Raw genomic sequence first — 16,005 nt, 5'->3', positions numbered from 1 at the left:
TTCAGCCGTAGATACGATCACCCCGTGCACGACGACTCGCGGCCTCGCGCCGCAGCCAGCGCGCCGTCGCTACAGCGCCACGACCTGCCCGCGCGCGGCGCTGTCGATGCCGGCCTGCAGCACCCGCATGACATCGAGCGCCTCGTCCGGTGCAACCGGCGGGGGGGCGCCGTCTGCGATCGCCGCACGCAGGCCGGCGTAGTAATGGCGATAGTCGCCGGCCGGCGTGGGTGAGGGCGCTTCGTGGACGGCGCCGTCTTCGCCGACGCGCAGCAGGCGGCCGGGCGTGGGGTCGATGCCCCAGTCCGGCCCGCCCGGACGCTGGCCGGCACGTAACGCGGCCTCCTGCGGGTCCAGCCCGTGCTTGAACCAACTGCCGCCGGTGCCGTGCACCGCGAAGCGCAGGCCGGCGCCCGGCACCAGCGCGCCGGCGTGCAGCACGACGCGCATCTGACCGTAGCGCAGCACGACATGGAACCAGTCGTCGACCTGCGCATCGGTGCGCTGCAGCGCGATATCGGCCTGCACCGCGTCGGGCAGGCCGAACAGCTGCAGGGCCTGGTCGATCAGATGGGGCCCCAGATCGAGCCAAAGCCCCGCGCCCGGCCCGGCACGGTCGCGCCAGCGGTCGGGCACGTCGGGCCGGAAGCGGTCGAAATGCGAATGGACCTCGGCGATGCGACCGAGCGTGCCCGCCGCGACGAGTGCGCGCAGCGCGAGGAAGTCGGCATCCCAGCGTCGGTTGTGGAACACGCTGAGCACACGACCGGACGCGCGTGCCGCCTCGGCGACGGTCCGCGCCTCGGCCAGATCGACCGCCATCGGTTTGTCGATCACGACGTGACGGCCGGCGGCGAGCGCGGCGATCGCCAAGGGGGCATGCGTGACGTTGGGCGAGGCCAGCACGACCAGGTCGATCGCCGGGTCGGCGAATGCCTCGTGCGGATCGGTGCACACGCGCGCATCGGGATGGTCGGCGTGCACGCGCGCCGGGTCGCGCGAGACCACGGTGTGCAACCGCAGGCCGGATGTGGCGGCGATCAGCGGCGCGTGGAACACCCGGCCGGCAAGGCCGTACCCGACCAGCGCGACCTGCAGCGCATCGCCCATCGCAGGCTTACCAGCCGAACAGCTTGAAGTAGGTCTGCGGGACGTCGTCGCGGTCGCTGTCGATGCTGCCGTCACCGTCGCGGTCGTAGAGGAAGTACGCCGGGCCGCGCGAGGGCACCACCTGCACCGCGCGCAACTGACCGGCGACGCGGAACTCGGTGATGCGGTCGCCGTTGGATTCGGTCCGGGTCACCTGCTCGGCATCGGCCGGGATGCCGTCGGGCAGCGATGCGCCCGGACTGACACAGGCGGACAACCCCAGCAACGCGATCGCGAGCACAGCAGTACGAAAGGCGGACATGGCGGATCTCCAGCGGGCGGACCGCCATTATGCGCGCACGGCGTGCAACCGCCGTGCGCGCACCAGCGGGCTACTGCAAGGGGTCGTAGCTGAAGAGCCACAACTGTGTATTGCCCTGCTGCACGCCCGCGCCGCTGTGGAACTGGCCGGGCGTGGTCAGTTCGCCGACGAAGGTGTAACGCCGTCCGGCCTCCAGCCGGCCACCGGGCATCAGCTGCTCGGTCTGCGGCTGCATGTACAGCGTGACCTCGTTGCCTTCTTCGGTTTCCACTACCAGGGCGCGCCAGCGGCCATCCTTGAGGATCGCCTCGTTGACCTTGAACTGCGCCGGTGCCGGCTGCAGTTCCTTGACCGTTGCGCTGAAGCGCACCAGTGCGCCGATGATCTGGTCGCGGTCGTCGTCCCACGGCCGTCCGGCCGCGCGCTCGGCCTGACGCTCGGCGGTGTAGTCGACGATCTCCTGGATGTCATTGAAGCGGATCCGGAAGGTCCGGCCGCTGCTGGTGAGCACCCGGACCTGGGATTCGACGATGTTGAGCAGGCTCCGGGTCGAGATGCCGCAGCCGTCGTCGTCCAGGCAGTAACGCTGCCAGGTCTCGGCCGTCCAGCTGTCGAACTGCTTGGGCGGATTGCCGAACTCGAGTTGCTTGGCCACGCCGGGCGCGTAGGCGACCGCCGAGGTGCCCTGGTTGGGCGCAACGACGAACACGCCGCCATTGCCCAGGTCCAGCTTGCCGATGCGCAGCTGGCGCAGCATCGTCCAGGCGTAGTCCTGCGCACTCATGCCGTGCAGGTCGTCGACGACCAGCAGCGCGAGCTCGATGCCCTGCTTCTGTGCCAGGTCGTAAAGCGTGGCCTCCAGGCCCTTGAGCAGCCCGGGGTCGAGCCGCCCGGTCTCGTCGACGACGAAACGGCCGTACTTGAGCGGGATTGTTGTCGCCGATGGCGCAGGCAGGTGGACGGTGGCGCTGCGGGCCGGGGGTGGCGCCTGCGGCGGCGCAGTGCCGGTCCCCGCACCGGCCTGGCAGCCGGTCTGCCCGGCCTGGGTGCAGGCCTCCATCCAGCCATCCTGGATCGCCGCCAGCCGGTCGTTGCGGGCCGGATGGGTCGCGGTCACGTGATCGGCGCCGAGCGACTGCATCGCGCTCTTGGCATCGGCGAGGCTGGCGCCCATGCGCTGCAGCACGAAGCCGCTGAACTTGTCGGCCTCCAGTTCGATCGGCGGCTGGCTGCCGGTGCCGGTGATCGTGTGCCCGGACAGGTGGTGGCCGATCTCGTGCGCCATGATGCTCACCGGCGCCCAGGGGTTGCCGTTGGTCGCCGCACGGACCTCGCCGAGAAAATCCCGGTTGAAGGCGATCACCCGCTGCGGGACCCGCTGTTCGTCGAGCAGGATCACCGCCGCGGCGTTGGCGACCGGGCCTTCGGTGACCACGAAGTTCTGCGGCAGGCCGGTATAGCCCATGACGCGTTCGACCATGCTGCGGCAATCGGCCGGCGGCGTGCCGGTCAGCGTCGTCGGGTCCAGACGTTCGGGGCGGCCGTCGTAGGAGCAGGCCTGCAGCGTCGAGGCGAGCTGTTCGACGAGTTCGGCGCGGCTGGGCGCTGCTGTGCCGGACGCGGCGGTGGGTGCGGCGGGCGCCGCAGCGCGCTCGCCGCAGGCGGCGAGCAGCAAGGCCAGCGGCAAGGCGGCCGGCAACGGGCGGACCAGGCGGTGCAGGGGGCGTCGGGACATGGGCCTTTCCTCTGGCAGTCGGTCGGGGAAGATCAGGCGGCGCGCGCGTACAGCAGCGCGACGATGGCGTGGACGTAGGCGCGGCGCAGTAGCCAGTCGACGGCGACGAACACCGCCAGCGCCAGGGCCAGGCGCCAGGCATCGCGGCGCAGATCGAGCTCGAAGAACTGGTGGAATGCGAGCGCCAGCACGACGACCTTGACCGCGTACATGTACCACTTGGCGGCCTCGCGCCAGGGCAGCACCAGCGCCGGGTCGCGGATGACCAGCAGCGGCAGTTGGTTGACCAGATTCAGGCCGATGATCACCGCGTACGCATAGGCTGCCAGCACCAGATGTTCGACGGCGTTGTAGCGGCGACGCCCGAACACCAGCAGCGAGCTGGCGACGACGGCGAAGATGCCCAGGGTGAACGTCCAGTTGGCGTAGTGCTGCATCATCGCCATCGCGCCCAGGTAGGTCTGGTCGCCCGCGCGCAGGAAGCCCGTGGTGTCGAGCACCAGCAGCAACAGTGCCACGCTCACCAGCAGCAGCTTGAGTGGATGCACGTGGCGGCTGCGTGCGCCCTCGACGTATTCGCGGGCGACGGTGCCCGGACGCAGCAGCAGGCGCCCGGCGGTGCGTGCGACCGACCACTCGAACAGGCGCCACTTCTGCCAGGTCTCCTGGCGCAGGTCGCCCAGGCCCAGGCGATGGGCGGCCTTCTGGCCGCACTGGCCGCAATACGGCGCGCCACCGCGGGCCGCGCCGCAGTTGCGGCAGGCGTCGCGGGCGGGCCAGTCCGCCGTCGGCGGTCCCTCGCGATCGGACGTGCTCACCGCGCGGCCTCCGGCCGCGGCGCACGTTGGGCGAGCGGCCGCCCCGCAGGCCGGCCATGGCAGGCGATGGACATCCAGACCCCCTTGGCAGGGGGCGATTATCGCGACACAGCGTTCGGATTCCGTCATGTCGGTGCACCCGGCGGGGTCTGGAGGGTGAACGCCCCGGCCCGGCGGATGGGGTCGAACGCGGCGCCCACGGTCGACGCCGTAGAATCTGCGGATGACGAAACGGCTGATTCTGATCGACGGGTCCTCGTACCTGTACCGCGCCTTCCACGCGCTCCCACCGCTGTCCAATGCCGATGGCGAGCCGACCGGCGCGCTGTTTGGCGTGGTCAACATGCTGCGCGCCACGCTCAAGGAGGCGCCCGACTACGCGGCCTTTGTGGTCGATGCGCCGGGGCGCACCTTCCGCGACGATCTCTATGCCGCCTACAAGGCCAACCGCCCACCGATGCCCGATGACCTGCGCGCGCAGGTCGATCCGATGTGCGACATCGTCGAGGCGCTGGGCTTCCCGATCCTGCGCGTGCCCGGCGTCGAAGCGGACGATGTGATCGGCACACTCGCCGTGCAGGCCGCCGAGGCCGGCATCGCGACCACGATTTCGACCGGCGACAAGGACTTCGCGCAGCTGGTGCGCCCGGGCATCACGCTGGTCAACACCATGAGCGGCAGCCGCATGGACAGCGAGGCGGCGGTGCATGACAAGTTCGGCGTCCGCCCCGACCAGATCGTCGACATGCTTGCGCTGATGGGCGACAGCATCGACAACATCCCCGGCGTGCCCAAGTGCGGGCCGAAGACCGCGGCCAAATGGCTGGCCGAGTACGAGTCGCTCGACGGCGTGATCGCGGCCGCGGGCAACATCAAGGGCAAGATCGGCGAGAACCTGCGCGAGGTGCTGGACCAGTTGCCGCTCAGTCGCACGCTGGCGACGATCCGCACCGACGTGCCGCTCGACGGTGGGCCCCAGACCCTCGTGTTGCGCCAACCCGCCGCCGATGCGCTGCGCGGGCTCTATGCCCGCTACGGCTTCACCCAGGCGCTGCGCGAGCTCGAAGGCGGCGGTCCGGCCGCGGCCGCCGCGACGACCGCGCCGGCGCCTCCGGTCGAGGTCGACCCGGCACTGTCGGCGCCGGGCGAGTACGAGACCGTGCTCACGACCGAGCGTCTCGAGGCCTGGATCGCCCAGTTGCGCGCTGCCGAGGAGTTCGCGTTCGACACCGAGACCGACGCGCTCGATGCGATGCGTTCCAACCTGGTCGGCTTGAGCGTGGCGGTCGAGCCGGGTCGGGCGGCCTACATTCCGCTCGGGCACGACTATCCGGGCGCGCCCGCCCAGCTCGATCGCAGCCAGGTGCTCGAGGCATTGCGGCCCGTGCTCGAGGACCCGACGCGGCGCAAGCTGGGCCAGCACGGCAAGTACGACCTGCATGTGCTGCGCCGGCACGGGGTCGCGCTGCGCGGCTACGCGGACGACACCCTGCTCGAGAGCTTTGTGCTCGATGCCGGCATTGCCCGGCACGACATGGACTCGCTGGCCAAGCGGCATCTGGGCATGGACACGATCCGCTTCGAGGACGTCGCCGGCAAAGGCGCCAAGCAGATCTCGTTCTCGCAGGTCGCCATCGACGATGCGACCCGCTACGCCGCGGAGGATGCCGACATCACGCTGCGTCTGCATCGGGTGCTCAAGCCGCGGGTCGAGGCCGAGCCGGGCCTGGCGCGGGTGTATCGCGAGATCGAGATGCCGCTGGTGCCGGTGCTGGCCCGGATCGAGGCCAACGGCGTGTGCATCGACGTCGACGAACTGCGCCAGCAGAGCGCGGACCTGTCCAAGCGCATGCTCGCCGCGCAGCAGAAGGCGACCGAACTGGCCGGGCGCACGTTCAATCTCGACTCGCCCAAACAGGTCTGCGCGCTGCTGTTCGAAGAACTGGGGTTGCCGGCCGTCGTCAAGACGCCCAAGGGCCAGCCCAGCGCCAACGAAGAGGCCCTGGCGGCGATCGCCGATCAGCACGAGCTGCCGCGGGTGATCCTCGAGTACCGCAGCCTGGCCAAGTTGCGCGGCACCTATGTCGACAAGTTGCCGGAGATGATCAATCCCGACACCGGCCGTGTGCACACCAGCTACCACCAGGCCGGTGCGGCGACCGGACGGTTGTCGTCCTCCGATCCCAACCTGCAGAACATTCCGATCCGCACCGACGACGGCCGCCGCATCCGTCGTGCTTTCGTCGCACCGGCGGGTCGCCGGCTGGTCGCGTGCGACTACTCGCAGATCGAGCTGCGGATCATGGCGCACCTGTCCGAGGATCCGGGCCTGATCGGCGCGTTCGAGACCGGGGTCGACGTGCACCGCGCGACCGCGGCCGAGGTCTTCGGCCGGCCGCTCGACCAGGTCACCGCGAACGAGCGCCGCGCCGCCAAGGCGATCAACTTCGGGCTGATGTACGGCATGAGCGCGTTCGGCCTGGCGCGCAATCTCGGCGTCGGCCGCGGCGAGGCCCAGGACTACATCGCGCTGTACTTCTCGCGCTATCCGGGCGTGCGCGACTTCATGGAGCGAACCCGCCAGCAGGCGCGCGAGACCGGCTTCGTCGAGACGGTGTGCGGGCGCCGCCTGACGCTGGACTTCATCCAGCGCGGCAACGCCTCGCAGCGCGCGGGCGCCGAGCGCGCCGCGATCAACGCGCCGATGCAGGGCACCGCGGCCGACATCATCAAGCGCGCGATGGTCGCCGTCGACGACTGGCTGGCGGGCCATGCCGCGCAGGCCAAGATGATTTTGCAGGTGCACGACGAACTGGTGTTCGAGGCCGATGCGGACTTCGTCGAGTCCTTGCTGGCCGGCGTGGTGCCGAGGATGACCGGGGCCGCCGAACTGCGGGTGCCGCTGGTGGTGGATTGCGGGGTCGGCGACAACTGGGACCAGGCGCACTGACGTCGCGGCAGGTCGGGCGGGCGCCGTGGTGAGGGTCTGCCCGCGCGCGCCGCGATACCCCCGCGAACTGCGCGATTGAGCGGGGTAAATGCAGCCTGAATTTGCCCGAAAATTGAATGTCGCCTTCACGAACCATCAATGCGTCGGGTGGTCTCATACTCGCGACAGATGCAAGGTCTGTCGCAGATCTCTCCCTTCCCCTGGAGTGATCGACCGGAACCAACAGGCTTCTCCCCGAGCCCGGTTCCCGAGCCCCGTAGGCCCCCCCTGCCTACGGGGCTTTTTTATGTCCGTCTGCCGTGTTCGACCGCTTTACTCCGGATGGGCAGCGGCCTGCCAGCCGGAAGCCGCTCTTCCCTCGGTCAAGGCCGCTTCGCGGTCCGGCCACGCGAAGCACGCGTGGCGTTCACCTGGATGCGCGGCAATGCCGCGCACGCCATCCATGCTCACCCTGCCTTGACTCGGGCGCGCGCGCTCCGCTGCGCGGATCGGTCCGGCCCGGCGCAGCGCGCCGGGCGTTCGCCCGCTCGCGCGGCATGCCGCGCAGGCAGAGCGGGCTCACCCATGGCGCGCTCGGCGCGGCCACCGGCTGGCAGGCCGCTGCTGCGGACGATTGCAACTGGACTTCGGTAGGCGCGGTGTCGCCCGCTGGAAGAAGTCGAGCACTGTCAGCCTCAGTGCGTCGTGCGGGTCGGGGATTGCGATAGCGGGCCATGGATGGTCCGCGGCGGCGAGTCAGCCATGGGTGAGAGTGGGCTGCTTGCGCGGCACGCCGCGCAGCCCGCACGAACGACCGGCGTGCTTCGCCGGGCCGGACCGCGGAGCGGGCTGACCGAGCCGGGGAGCAGTCCCCGGCCTGCGCGACGCGCGCTCCGGAGAGAACTGCAGATCGCGCGATTAGAAGAAGATATTCCTGATTTTGGAGAAGACCCCCGTTCATGTCCGTCGCTCGCGGAGATAGCGGTTCGCAATGCGCTGGACGCAGCGGTCTTTCAATCCGGTGCAATCCTCGATCACCCCTGTTCTTCTAGAACGGCGTCGGGCAATGCAGGCGCAGCGGTGCGCCGGTGGCGGGGTGGGGCAGTTCGAGCGATTCGGCGTGCAGCAGCAGACGCGGGGCGCGGCGCTGTGCAGGCTCGGGCGCGTACAGCGGATCGCCCAGGATCGGATGGCCGATCGCCTGCAGATGAACGCGCAACTGGTGGCTGCGGCCGGTCACCGGCATCAGCGCCACGCGGGCGACCGGTGCGCCGTCGGCGGCGGTTTCGCGGCGCAGCACCCGCCAGCGCGTCAGCGCAGGCTTGCCGTCGACCGGATCGATCTTCTGCCTGGGCCGCTCCGGCCAGTCGACCAGCAGCGGCAGGTCGATCTCGCCGTCCTCCTCGGCCGGCCAGCCGTCGACGACCGCGATGTAGCGCTTTTCGACCCGGCGTCGCTCGAACGCCGCGCCCAGCGCGCGCTGGGCGTCTGCGCCGCGGGCCAGCAGCATCAGGCCGGAGGTCGCCATGTCCAGCCGGTGCACGACCCGGGCGTCCCGCCATTGCGCGCGGGCGCGGGTGGCCATGCTGTCCTGCTTGTCCGGCCCGCGGCCGGGCACCGACAGCAGCCCAGCGGGCTTGTCGAAGGCCAGGACGCAGTCGTCGCCGTAGAGCTGGCGCAGGCAATCGGGCACCACGTCGGGATGGGCGATGTCGAGGGCTGCGGTCGCCATGGGATCAGGCCAGTTCGGCGAGCCAGTCGCGCGGGCGCAGGTAGTCGGCCAGCCGCGCCTCCGCGCTGTCGGCCTCGGGCGTGTAGCCGTACTCCCAGCGCACGCGCGGCGGCAGGCTCATCAGGATCGATTCGGCGCGTCCGCCCGACTGCAGCCCGAACAGCGTGCCGCGATCGTAGACCAGGTTGAACTCGACGTAGCGGCCGCGGCGATAGAGCTGGAACTCCCGCTCGCGCTCGCCGTACGGGGTGTCGCGGCGTCGCGCGACGATCGGCAGATACGCATCGAGAAAGCCGTCGCCGACGGCCCGCATATAGGCGAACTCGTGCTCGAAATCGCCGTGTTGGTCGTCGAAGAACAGCCCGCCCACGCCACGCGTCTCGGCGCGGTGGCCGAGAAAGAAGTACTGGTCGCACCAGCGCTTGTGGGCCTCGTAGCGCGCCTGTCCGCCGAACGGCTCGCACAGCGCCCGCGCAGTCCGGTGCCAGTGCGCGATGTCCTCGTCGACCGGGTAGAACGGGGTCAGGTCGAACCCGCCACCGAACCACCAGGCCACCACTTCGCCGTCGCGCATCGCGCGGAAGTGGCGCACGTTGGCGTGGGTCGTGGGCAGGTGCGGGTTGCGCGGGTGGAACACCAGCGACACGCCGGTGGCACGCCACGACGCGCCGGCCAGTTCCGGCCGGTGGGTGCTGGCCGAGGGCGGCAGCCGGGTGCCGCTGACGTCTGAGAAGCCGATGCCGGCCTGCTCGAACACCGCGCCATCGCGCAGCACGCGGGTCCTGCCGCCACCGCCTTCGGCGCGTTGCCACAGGTCCTCGGCGAACCGGGCCTGGCCGTCGGCCTGCTCGATCGCGGCGCAGATGCGGTCCTGCAGCCCGGTGAGGTAGTCCCGGACCGTTTCGAAAGTGTCGTTCATCCGGGGCATTGTAGGTGCGTCGCCCCGGTCGGCATTGATCCGGGTCAATCCCCGGCGGTCGACGCGTAGGCCCGGTGCCACTGCTGCAGCCGGGCCGCGAGCGCCTCGGCGCCCAGGCCATAGGTATCGGGCAGGGCGCCATGGAAGCCGCTCAGGCCGCGGTTGACCCGCCGCAGCCGCGCGCCGCGATCGACGTGCGCGGCGAAGTCCAGCCCGACGACCGGGTGCAGGCCGACCCGTGTGGTGCCGAATCGGGCGATGTCGGTCCAGGCCAGGCGCGTGGTCCTGAACAGCGCACGCACTTCGAGCCCGTCGCGGTCGAGCCGCAGATGGTGGGCGCCGGGCAGCAGGCCGGCCAGCGCCAGCAACGCGCAGGCCCCGAACACCCCGCCCAGGGACCAGGCGACCGCGGGCTGGCGGCCGCCCACCGCGACCGCCAGCCCGACCAGCGCCAGCGACACGGCCAGCAGTGCCAGCCGTTTCCACGGCGCCGGTCGCAGCAGTTCGACCGCCGGCAGCGGCGCGGATGTCACTTGAGCGTGCGTTCGAACAGCTCGTAGATGCGGCGGTACTGGTCGTACCACGAGGCCGGGTGCTGGTAGGCGTGCCGCTCGAGCGGGTAGCTCGCCAGCTCCCACTTGTCCTTGCGCAGCTCGATCAGGCGCTGGGCCATCATCACCGAGTCCTTGTAGAACACGTTGTCGTCGATCATGCCGTGGGCGATCAGCAGGTGGTCCTGCAGGCGGTCGGCGTACTCGATCGGCGAGGACTTGAGGTACGCCTCCGGATCGATCTCGGGCGTGTTGAGGATGTTGGCGGTGTAGTCATGGTTGTACTGCGACCAGTCGGCGACCGGGCGCAGCGCCGCGCCGGCCTTGAAGCGGCCCGGTTCGCGCATCAGCGCCATGAATGTCATGAAGCCGCCGTAGCTGCCGCCGTAAATGCCCACGCGATCGCGGTCGGCCTGGTGGTGCTCGACCAGCCAGTCGATGCCGTCGAGATAGTCCTCCAGCTCCGGGTGGCCCATCTGCCGGTAGATCGCGGTGCGCCAGTCGCGGCCATAGCCGGCCGAAGCGCGAAAGTCGAGGTCGAGGACCAGGTAGCCCTGCTGCACGAGCATGTTGTGGAACATCTGCTCGCGGAAGTAGTTCGGGTAGCGGTCGCTGACGTTCTGCAGGTAGCCGGCCCCGTGCACGAACAGCACCACCGGATACTTGCGGCCCGGGTCGTAGTCCTTCGGACCGTAGAACTTGCCCCAGACCGTGCCGGCGCCGTGCTTGGACGGGACCTGCACGTACTGCGGCTGCAGCCAGTCATGGGCCTTGAACTCGGCGGTGCGGGTGTCGGTGAGCACCCGCACCGCGCCGTCGTTGACGTCGGCGACCGCCAGTTGCGGCGGCAGGTAGCTCGACGAGGTGCGCAGCAGCAGGCGGGTCTCGTCGGGCGAGAGCACGAAGTCCTCGATGCCGCCGGTGGCGGTGATCTCGCGCACGCCGCCGTCGCCGGACATGCAGACCTCGTAACGGCCCGGCCACTGCTGGTTGCACAGGAAGAAGAAGCGGCTGCCGTCATGCGACATCACCGGCGAGGAGACCTCCCAGCGGCCGGAGGTCAGCGCACGCTGGCGCGTGCCGTCGTGCAGGTAGAGATGCGAGTAGCCCGATTCCTCGGACAGGAACCACAGCGTGCGGTGGTCGGGCAGCCAGCCGAACTCGTTGAAATCCCAGTTGATCCACGCCGGGTCGGTCAGCCGGTGGCGGCTGCGCAGCGTCGCGTTCTCCAGGTCGACGGTCGCCAGCCAGCGGTCCTTGTTGTCGACCGAATGGATCGACAGCGCGACGTTGCGGCCGTCGTCGCTCCAGCGGATCGCGCCGCCGCCGCCGCCGCGGCCATCGATTTCCAAGCGCACCGGGCGGTTGCCCTGCAGCGGGTCCTTGCCGGCGGCCCGGCGCAGATCGGCGAGCGGATCGGTGCCGATGCCCGGCAGCGTGCCGGTCTCGAGCTCGCGCACGCGCCCGGTGGCCAGTTCCACCAGCCACAGCCGGTGCGGCAGCGGGTCATTGCGACCCACGCGGGTGCGCACGTCCTCGAATTCCTCGTAGCCCGATTCGGTGACGTACTTGGGCATCTTGCCGTCGCGGCCTTCGTCGCCGTCCTTGGGCGCGGTGACCACGATCAGTCGATCGCCGGTCGGGGACAGCGCACTGCCGGCGATGCTCACGTCCTTGCCCAGATACACCGCGCCGGGCGCGCGCGTGGCATCGGCCTGGCGCCAGCGCTCGTTCTGTGCGCGCAGGCCGTCGCGGCGCTCGCGCTCGGTGCGCAGGGTCTCGATCATGCGCAACTGCCGCTCGCGCAAGGCGTCGGCCGGCGGCGGCTTGGCCGGGTCGGCCTCGGCCTTGAGGCTGGTCAGCTGCGCGGTGCCGCGTTGCGGGTCCCAGCCGTACCAGTCGTCGCCCGACCGCCACACGAGGCCGCCGCCGGTGGTCCACTGCGCCTGCGTCTCGGTCGCTTCGGTGCGGGTGATCTGGCTCAGCTGGCCGGTGCGCAGGTCGCGCACGAACAGATCGCCATTGCGGACGAAGGCCATGCGCGTGCGGGTCGCATCGAGGAGCGGATCGCGCCCGTCGATGTCGGCACGCGTCGCATCGTCCACCGGCACCGAGGCGCCGCCGGCAAGCGGCTGCACCCAGGTGTCGCGCACGTTGCTGCCTTCGCGCTTGGCGGTGTAGTAGGCGCGGCTGCCGTCCCAGCTCCACCAGGCCGATTCGACCGGCGCGCCGATCCAGTCCGGATCGGCCATGATCCGGTCCAGGGTCAGCGGCTGCGCGGGTTGCGCGGCAGCGAGCGGGGTGGCGAAGGCGCAGGCGAGCACCCAGTACAGCGGCAGACGACGCATCGGCAGCGATCCGTGGAGCGGAAAGGAGGCCGCAGTGTACCGGCGCGCGCCCCATGACCGCTCTGGCGAAGGTCATGGTGCCTGTGCGCGGGCGCGCAGCGCCGGATCAGGCCGCGTCCTTGGCGCGCTTCATGTCTTCCTTATGCTTGTCGGCGTCGAGATACGAGATAGAGGTGGTGGGCTGCCGGTTGTCCTCCCAGCGACTGCGGAACTCACCGAACTCGGATCGGCGATGCTCGAAGATGCTCACGTCCTCCGGGCTCTTGCGGCCTCCCCACTTCGCGTCCCGGAGGTCCCAGTAGTTCCCGACGGTCTCTTTGGCATCCTTGAAATCGGCCAGCGTGGTGCGCACCCAGTCGTACTTGACCGCCCAGTCGCCCTTCGCGACGCCATCGTTGGCCAGTTGGTGGAACCAGTCGTACTGCTCGCGATTGATCGCCTTGCTCTTCGCCCGCGACGTGAAGATGTTCGCTCGTCGATGCGTTCGCTGCCCGATGCCTGATTCAGGTCGTGGTGCTCGGCCACCGCGTATGCGCCCGGCGCCTTCGCTTCGGGAAGCGCGTAGTGATCGCCCTGCTGGGTGGTGACCTGCAGCCAGCCCTCGCCGCCGGCGCCGGGGTGCGCGCTGGACTTGATGTCGTCCACCGACAGGTCCTGATCCTTATCCAACCTCTTGAACTTGCCGCCGTCGGTGATGACGTCCATCGTCTTGCGCTGCGCGTTCGCACCATCGGCGATCCGGATGAGGTCGCCGACCTCCTCGGGCACCGCCCCACGGTGGCAGCGAGGCGATGATCTCGGCCTTGTCGGCGGCCCAGTTTTGCGAGGATGCTGCCGGATCGAGACCCGGAGCGGAGGCATTGACGGACAGGTCGGACACGGGCGTTCTCTCCTGCGGGGGGGAACGCAGCGTGGTCGTGCGTCGGCCCGCTCGCCGCGGCCAGCCTGGCCCGATTGCGCCGGTCGCTCAATCTGGGCGGCAACCCAATGTCGGCCTGGGCATGGCGCCGAACAGCGAACGCGCGCGAAGCGTGGGCAGGCGCCGGACGAAGCTGCATGCCCGTCGCTCGGGGCGACGATCGGCCGCATCCCGGTTTCACGGCAGCTCGCGCACACTCATGCACCGACCGTTGCAAGGAGCGTCGGCGTTGGACACGCTGCTGCTGTCTCGGATCCAGTTCGGATTCGTGATCTCCTTCCATGTGCTGTTCCCCGCCTTCACGATCGGCCTGTCGAGCTGGCTGGCGTTCCTGGAGTGGCGCTGGCTGCGCACGCGCGAGGCGGTATGGCGGGATCTGTACTTCTTCTGGCTGCGGATCTTCGCAGTGTCGTTCGGCATGGGAGTGGTGTCGGGCATCGTCATGAGCTTCCAGTTCGGCACCAACTGGTCGGCGCTGAGCATCGCGGCCGGCAGCATCCTCGGGCCGCTGCTCAGCTACGAGGTGCTGACTGCGTTCTTCCTGGAAGCGAGCTTCCTGGGCGTGATGCTGTTCGGCTGGGGGCGGGTCTCGGAGCGGCTGCATTTCCTGGCGACCTGCCTGGTGGCCGTGGGCACGCTGATCTCGACGTTCTGGATCCTGTCGGCCAACAGTTGGCTGCATACGCCGGCCGGCTACGACCTCGTCGACGGGGTCTTCCATCCCGCCGACTGGATGGCGGTCATCTTCAATCCCTCGTTCCCGTACCGCCTGGCGCACATGGTGCTGGCGGCCTTCATCACCACCTGCTTCGTCGTCGGCGGCGTCGCGGCGTGGTATCTGCGGCGCGGCGAGCATGTCGAGGCGGGCACGCGGATGTTGAAGCTCTCGATCGTGTTCGCTGCGATCACCGTGCCGCTGCAGATCGTGGCCGGCGACCTGCATGGCCTGAAGACGGGCGAGGTCCAGCCGGTGAAGCTCGCGGCGATGGAGGCGCATTGGCATGAGGGCGCGTCCGGGGCGGGCGTGCCGCTGGTGCTGTTCGCGGTGCCCAACGTCGACGAAGAGCGCAACGACTACGAGATCGCCATCCCGCGCCTGGGCAGCGTGATCCTGACCCACAGCTGGGATGGGACCATCGCGCCGCTGACCGCTGTGCCGCCCGAAGACCGGCCGCCGGTAGCGCCGGTGTTCTATGCCTTCCGGGTCATGGTGGGCATCGGCATGGCGATGCTGGCGCTGACGGCGGTGTCGCTGTGGGCATGGCGTCGGCGCACCCTGCTGCGCTCGCGCTGGCTGCTCGATGCCTGGCGATTGATGGCGCCCAGCGGTTTCGTCGCGGTGCTGGCGGGCTGGTTCGTGGTCGAGATCGGCCGCCAGCCGTGGGTGATCCAAGGGTTGATGCGTACCAGTGAGGCGGTCAGCGACATCGATCGTGCCAGCGTCATCGTGTCGCTGTCGGCGTTCGCGATCGCCTACGCGGTGGTGTTCGGCGCGGGTGGCGGCTACATCCTGAAGATGATCCGCAAGGGGCCGCAGCCGTTCGACGACGGTCCGGATCGCGATGCCGGCGAGCGCACGCCGATGCGGCCGATCTCGGCGGCGGACGGCCCGGTGGGGGAGGACTGATGGAGCTTGCGACCGTGCTGCCGGTGGTCTGGTTCGGCGTGATCGGCTTCGGCGTCTTGATGTATGTGCTGCTCGATGGCTTCGTGTTGGGGCTGGGGGTACTGGCGCCGTTCGCCGAGGACGAGGCGCAGCTCGACCACATGATGAGCACCGCCGCCCCGATCTGGGACGGCAACGAGACCTGGCTGGTGCTGGGCGGCGCGGGGCTGCTGGCGGCGTTCCCGCGTGCCTACGCGATCGTGCTCTCGGCGCTGTACCTGCCGGTGCTGCTGATGCTGATCGCCCTGGTGTTCCGCGGGGTGGCGTTCGAGTTCCGCTTCAAGGCCCGGCGCGGCAAGCGGTTCTGGGGGGCGGCGTTCGCACTCGGCTCGCTGCTGGCTGCGTTCGCGCAAGGGGTGATCCTCGGCGCGCTGGTCGAGGGCATGCCGCTGGAGGCCGGCAAGTACGCCGGCGGCGCGCTCGACTGGTTCAGCCCGTTCTCGATGCTGACCGGCGTGGCGGTGGTGTTTGGCTACGCATTGCTGGGCAGCAGTTGGCTGATCCTCAAGACAGAGGGCCGGCTGCAGTCGATCGCGCGCACGCTGACCCGGCCCTTGGTGCTGGTTGTGGCCGCCTTCATGGGGCTGGTCAGCGCCTGGCTGCCGTTCCTCGATTCGCGGATCATGGCGCGCTGGTTCGAGGGCGGGAACTTCTGGTGGCTCTCGCCGGTGCCGCTGCTGGCGCTGCTCAACGTGCTCTGGCTTTGGCGGGCGGCGATGCGCGAGGGTCGCGATGCGCGCCCGTTCCTGCTGACGCTGGCGTTCTTCGTGCTGGGATTCGCGGGCCTTGTGCTGGGCATCTGGCCGAACATCGTGCCGCCGTCGCTGAGTATCTGGGAAGCGGCATCGCCGCCGTCGTCGCAGATGTTCGTGCTGGGCGGGCTGGTGGTCCTGCTGCCGCTGATCCTGGGCTACACCGCGTGGTCGTACCGGGTGTTCCGCGGCAAGGTGCAGGCCGACGCGGGTTATCACTGAACG

13 protein-coding genes are annotated in these 16,005 nt (G+C 69.9%); 4 read left to right on the top strand and 9 right to left on the bottom strand.

The genetic code is table 11. The features are described 5' to 3' along the window. Window positions 1-69: 69 nt before the first annotated feature. The 4 genes from ABE488_RS03465 to ABE488_RS03450 all read right to left on the bottom strand — a co-directional run bounded on the left by ABE488_RS03465 (window position 70) and on the right by ABE488_RS03450 (window position 3,964). Complete coding sequence (locus tag ABE488_RS03465; protein WP_346447180.1) at window positions 70-1,110, bottom strand: oxidoreductase; 1,041 nt, start codon at window positions 1,108-1,110, stop codon at window positions 70-72. A gap of 7 nt (window positions 1,111-1,117) precedes the next feature. Continuing rightward, entirely contained in the window at window positions 1,118-1,411 is a 294-nt protein-coding gene (locus ABE488_RS03460; protein WP_346447179.1) for a DUF2782 domain-containing protein, read from the bottom strand. A 70-nt stretch (window positions 1,412-1,481) separates the two neighbouring features. Continuing rightward, a complete protein-coding gene (locus ABE488_RS03455; RefSeq protein ID WP_346444244.1) occupies window positions 1,482-3,146 on the bottom strand; it encodes a TPM domain-containing protein in 1,665 nt (554 codons plus the stop codon). Between the two features lie 32 nt (window positions 3,147-3,178). Continuing rightward, entirely contained in the window at window positions 3,179-3,964 is a 786-nt protein-coding gene (locus tag ABE488_RS03450; protein WP_346447178.1) for a DUF3667 domain-containing protein, read from the bottom strand. Between the two features lie 223 nt (window positions 3,965-4,187). On the opposite strand from ABE488_RS03450, the gene polA reads away from it, so the two are divergent. Continuing rightward, a complete protein-coding gene (gene polA, locus ABE488_RS03445) occupies window positions 4,188-6,914 on the top strand; it encodes a DNA polymerase I (RefSeq protein WP_346447177.1) in 2,727 nt (908 codons plus the stop codon). A gap of 1,027 nt (window positions 6,915-7,941) precedes the next feature. Here polA and ABE488_RS03440 read toward each other — a convergent pair. From ABE488_RS03440 to ABE488_RS03420, 5 genes are all read right to left on the bottom strand, one after another. Continuing rightward, window positions 7,942-8,625, bottom strand: coding sequence for an RluA family pseudouridine synthase (locus tag ABE488_RS03440; protein ID WP_346447176.1), 684 nt, complete (start codon window positions 8,623-8,625; stop codon window positions 7,942-7,944). Between the two features lie 4 nt (window positions 8,626-8,629). Continuing rightward, window positions 8,630-9,544: an oxygen-dependent coproporphyrinogen oxidase gene (hemF, locus tag ABE488_RS03435; RefSeq protein WP_346444248.1), complete on the bottom strand. Its 915-nt coding sequence runs from the start codon at window positions 9,542-9,544 to the stop codon at window positions 8,630-8,632. Between the two features lie 44 nt (window positions 9,545-9,588). Further along, a complete protein-coding gene (locus ABE488_RS03430; RefSeq protein ID WP_346447175.1) occupies window positions 9,589-10,077 on the bottom strand; it encodes a PH domain-containing protein in 489 nt (162 codons plus the stop codon). After that, window positions 10,074-12,443 (bottom strand): S9 family peptidase, encoded by a 2,370-nt coding sequence (locus ABE488_RS03425; protein ID WP_346447174.1) that lies wholly within the window; start codon window positions 12,441-12,443, stop codon window positions 10,074-10,076. Before ABE488_RS03425 ends, ABE488_RS03430 begins: the two co-directional genes overlap by 4 nt. Before the next feature lie 106 nt (window positions 12,444-12,549). After that, window positions 12,550-12,795, bottom strand: coding sequence for a hypothetical protein (locus ABE488_RS03420; protein ID WP_346447173.1), 246 nt, complete (start codon window positions 12,793-12,795; stop codon window positions 12,550-12,552). 212 nt (window positions 12,796-13,007) lie between these two features. Between ABE488_RS03420 and ABE488_RS03415 the strand changes: the two genes are divergently transcribed. From ABE488_RS03415 to cydB, 3 genes are all read left to right on the top strand, one after another. Further along, the gene (locus tag ABE488_RS03415) at window positions 13,008-13,238 is read left to right on the top strand and encodes a hypothetical protein (RefSeq protein WP_346444252.1); all 231 of its coding nucleotides are present in this window, start codon (window positions 13,008-13,010) and stop codon (window positions 13,236-13,238) included. A gap of 353 nt (window positions 13,239-13,591) precedes the next feature. Further along, complete coding sequence (locus ABE488_RS03410) at window positions 13,592-14,989, top strand: cytochrome ubiquinol oxidase subunit I (RefSeq protein ID WP_346447172.1); 1,398 nt, start codon at window positions 13,592-13,594, stop codon at window positions 14,987-14,989. Continuing rightward, window positions 14,989-16,002 carry a cytochrome d ubiquinol oxidase subunit II gene (cydB, locus tag ABE488_RS03405; RefSeq protein WP_346444254.1) on the top strand — a complete coding sequence of 338 codons (1,014 nt, stop codon included), beginning with the start codon at window positions 14,989-14,991 and terminating at the stop codon, window positions 16,000-16,002. The genes ABE488_RS03410 and cydB overlap by 1 nt, the downstream gene beginning before the upstream one ends. The last annotated feature ends 3 nt before the right edge of the window (window positions 16,003-16,005 follow it).

The sequence above is a fragment of the Luteimonas sp. TWI662 genome (assembly GCF_039673825.1).
In the GTDB taxonomy this organism is placed as follows: Bacteria; Pseudomonadota; Gammaproteobacteria; order Xanthomonadales; family Xanthomonadaceae; genus Luteimonas.
This window is presented reverse-complemented; position numbering and strand designations above follow the sequence as displayed.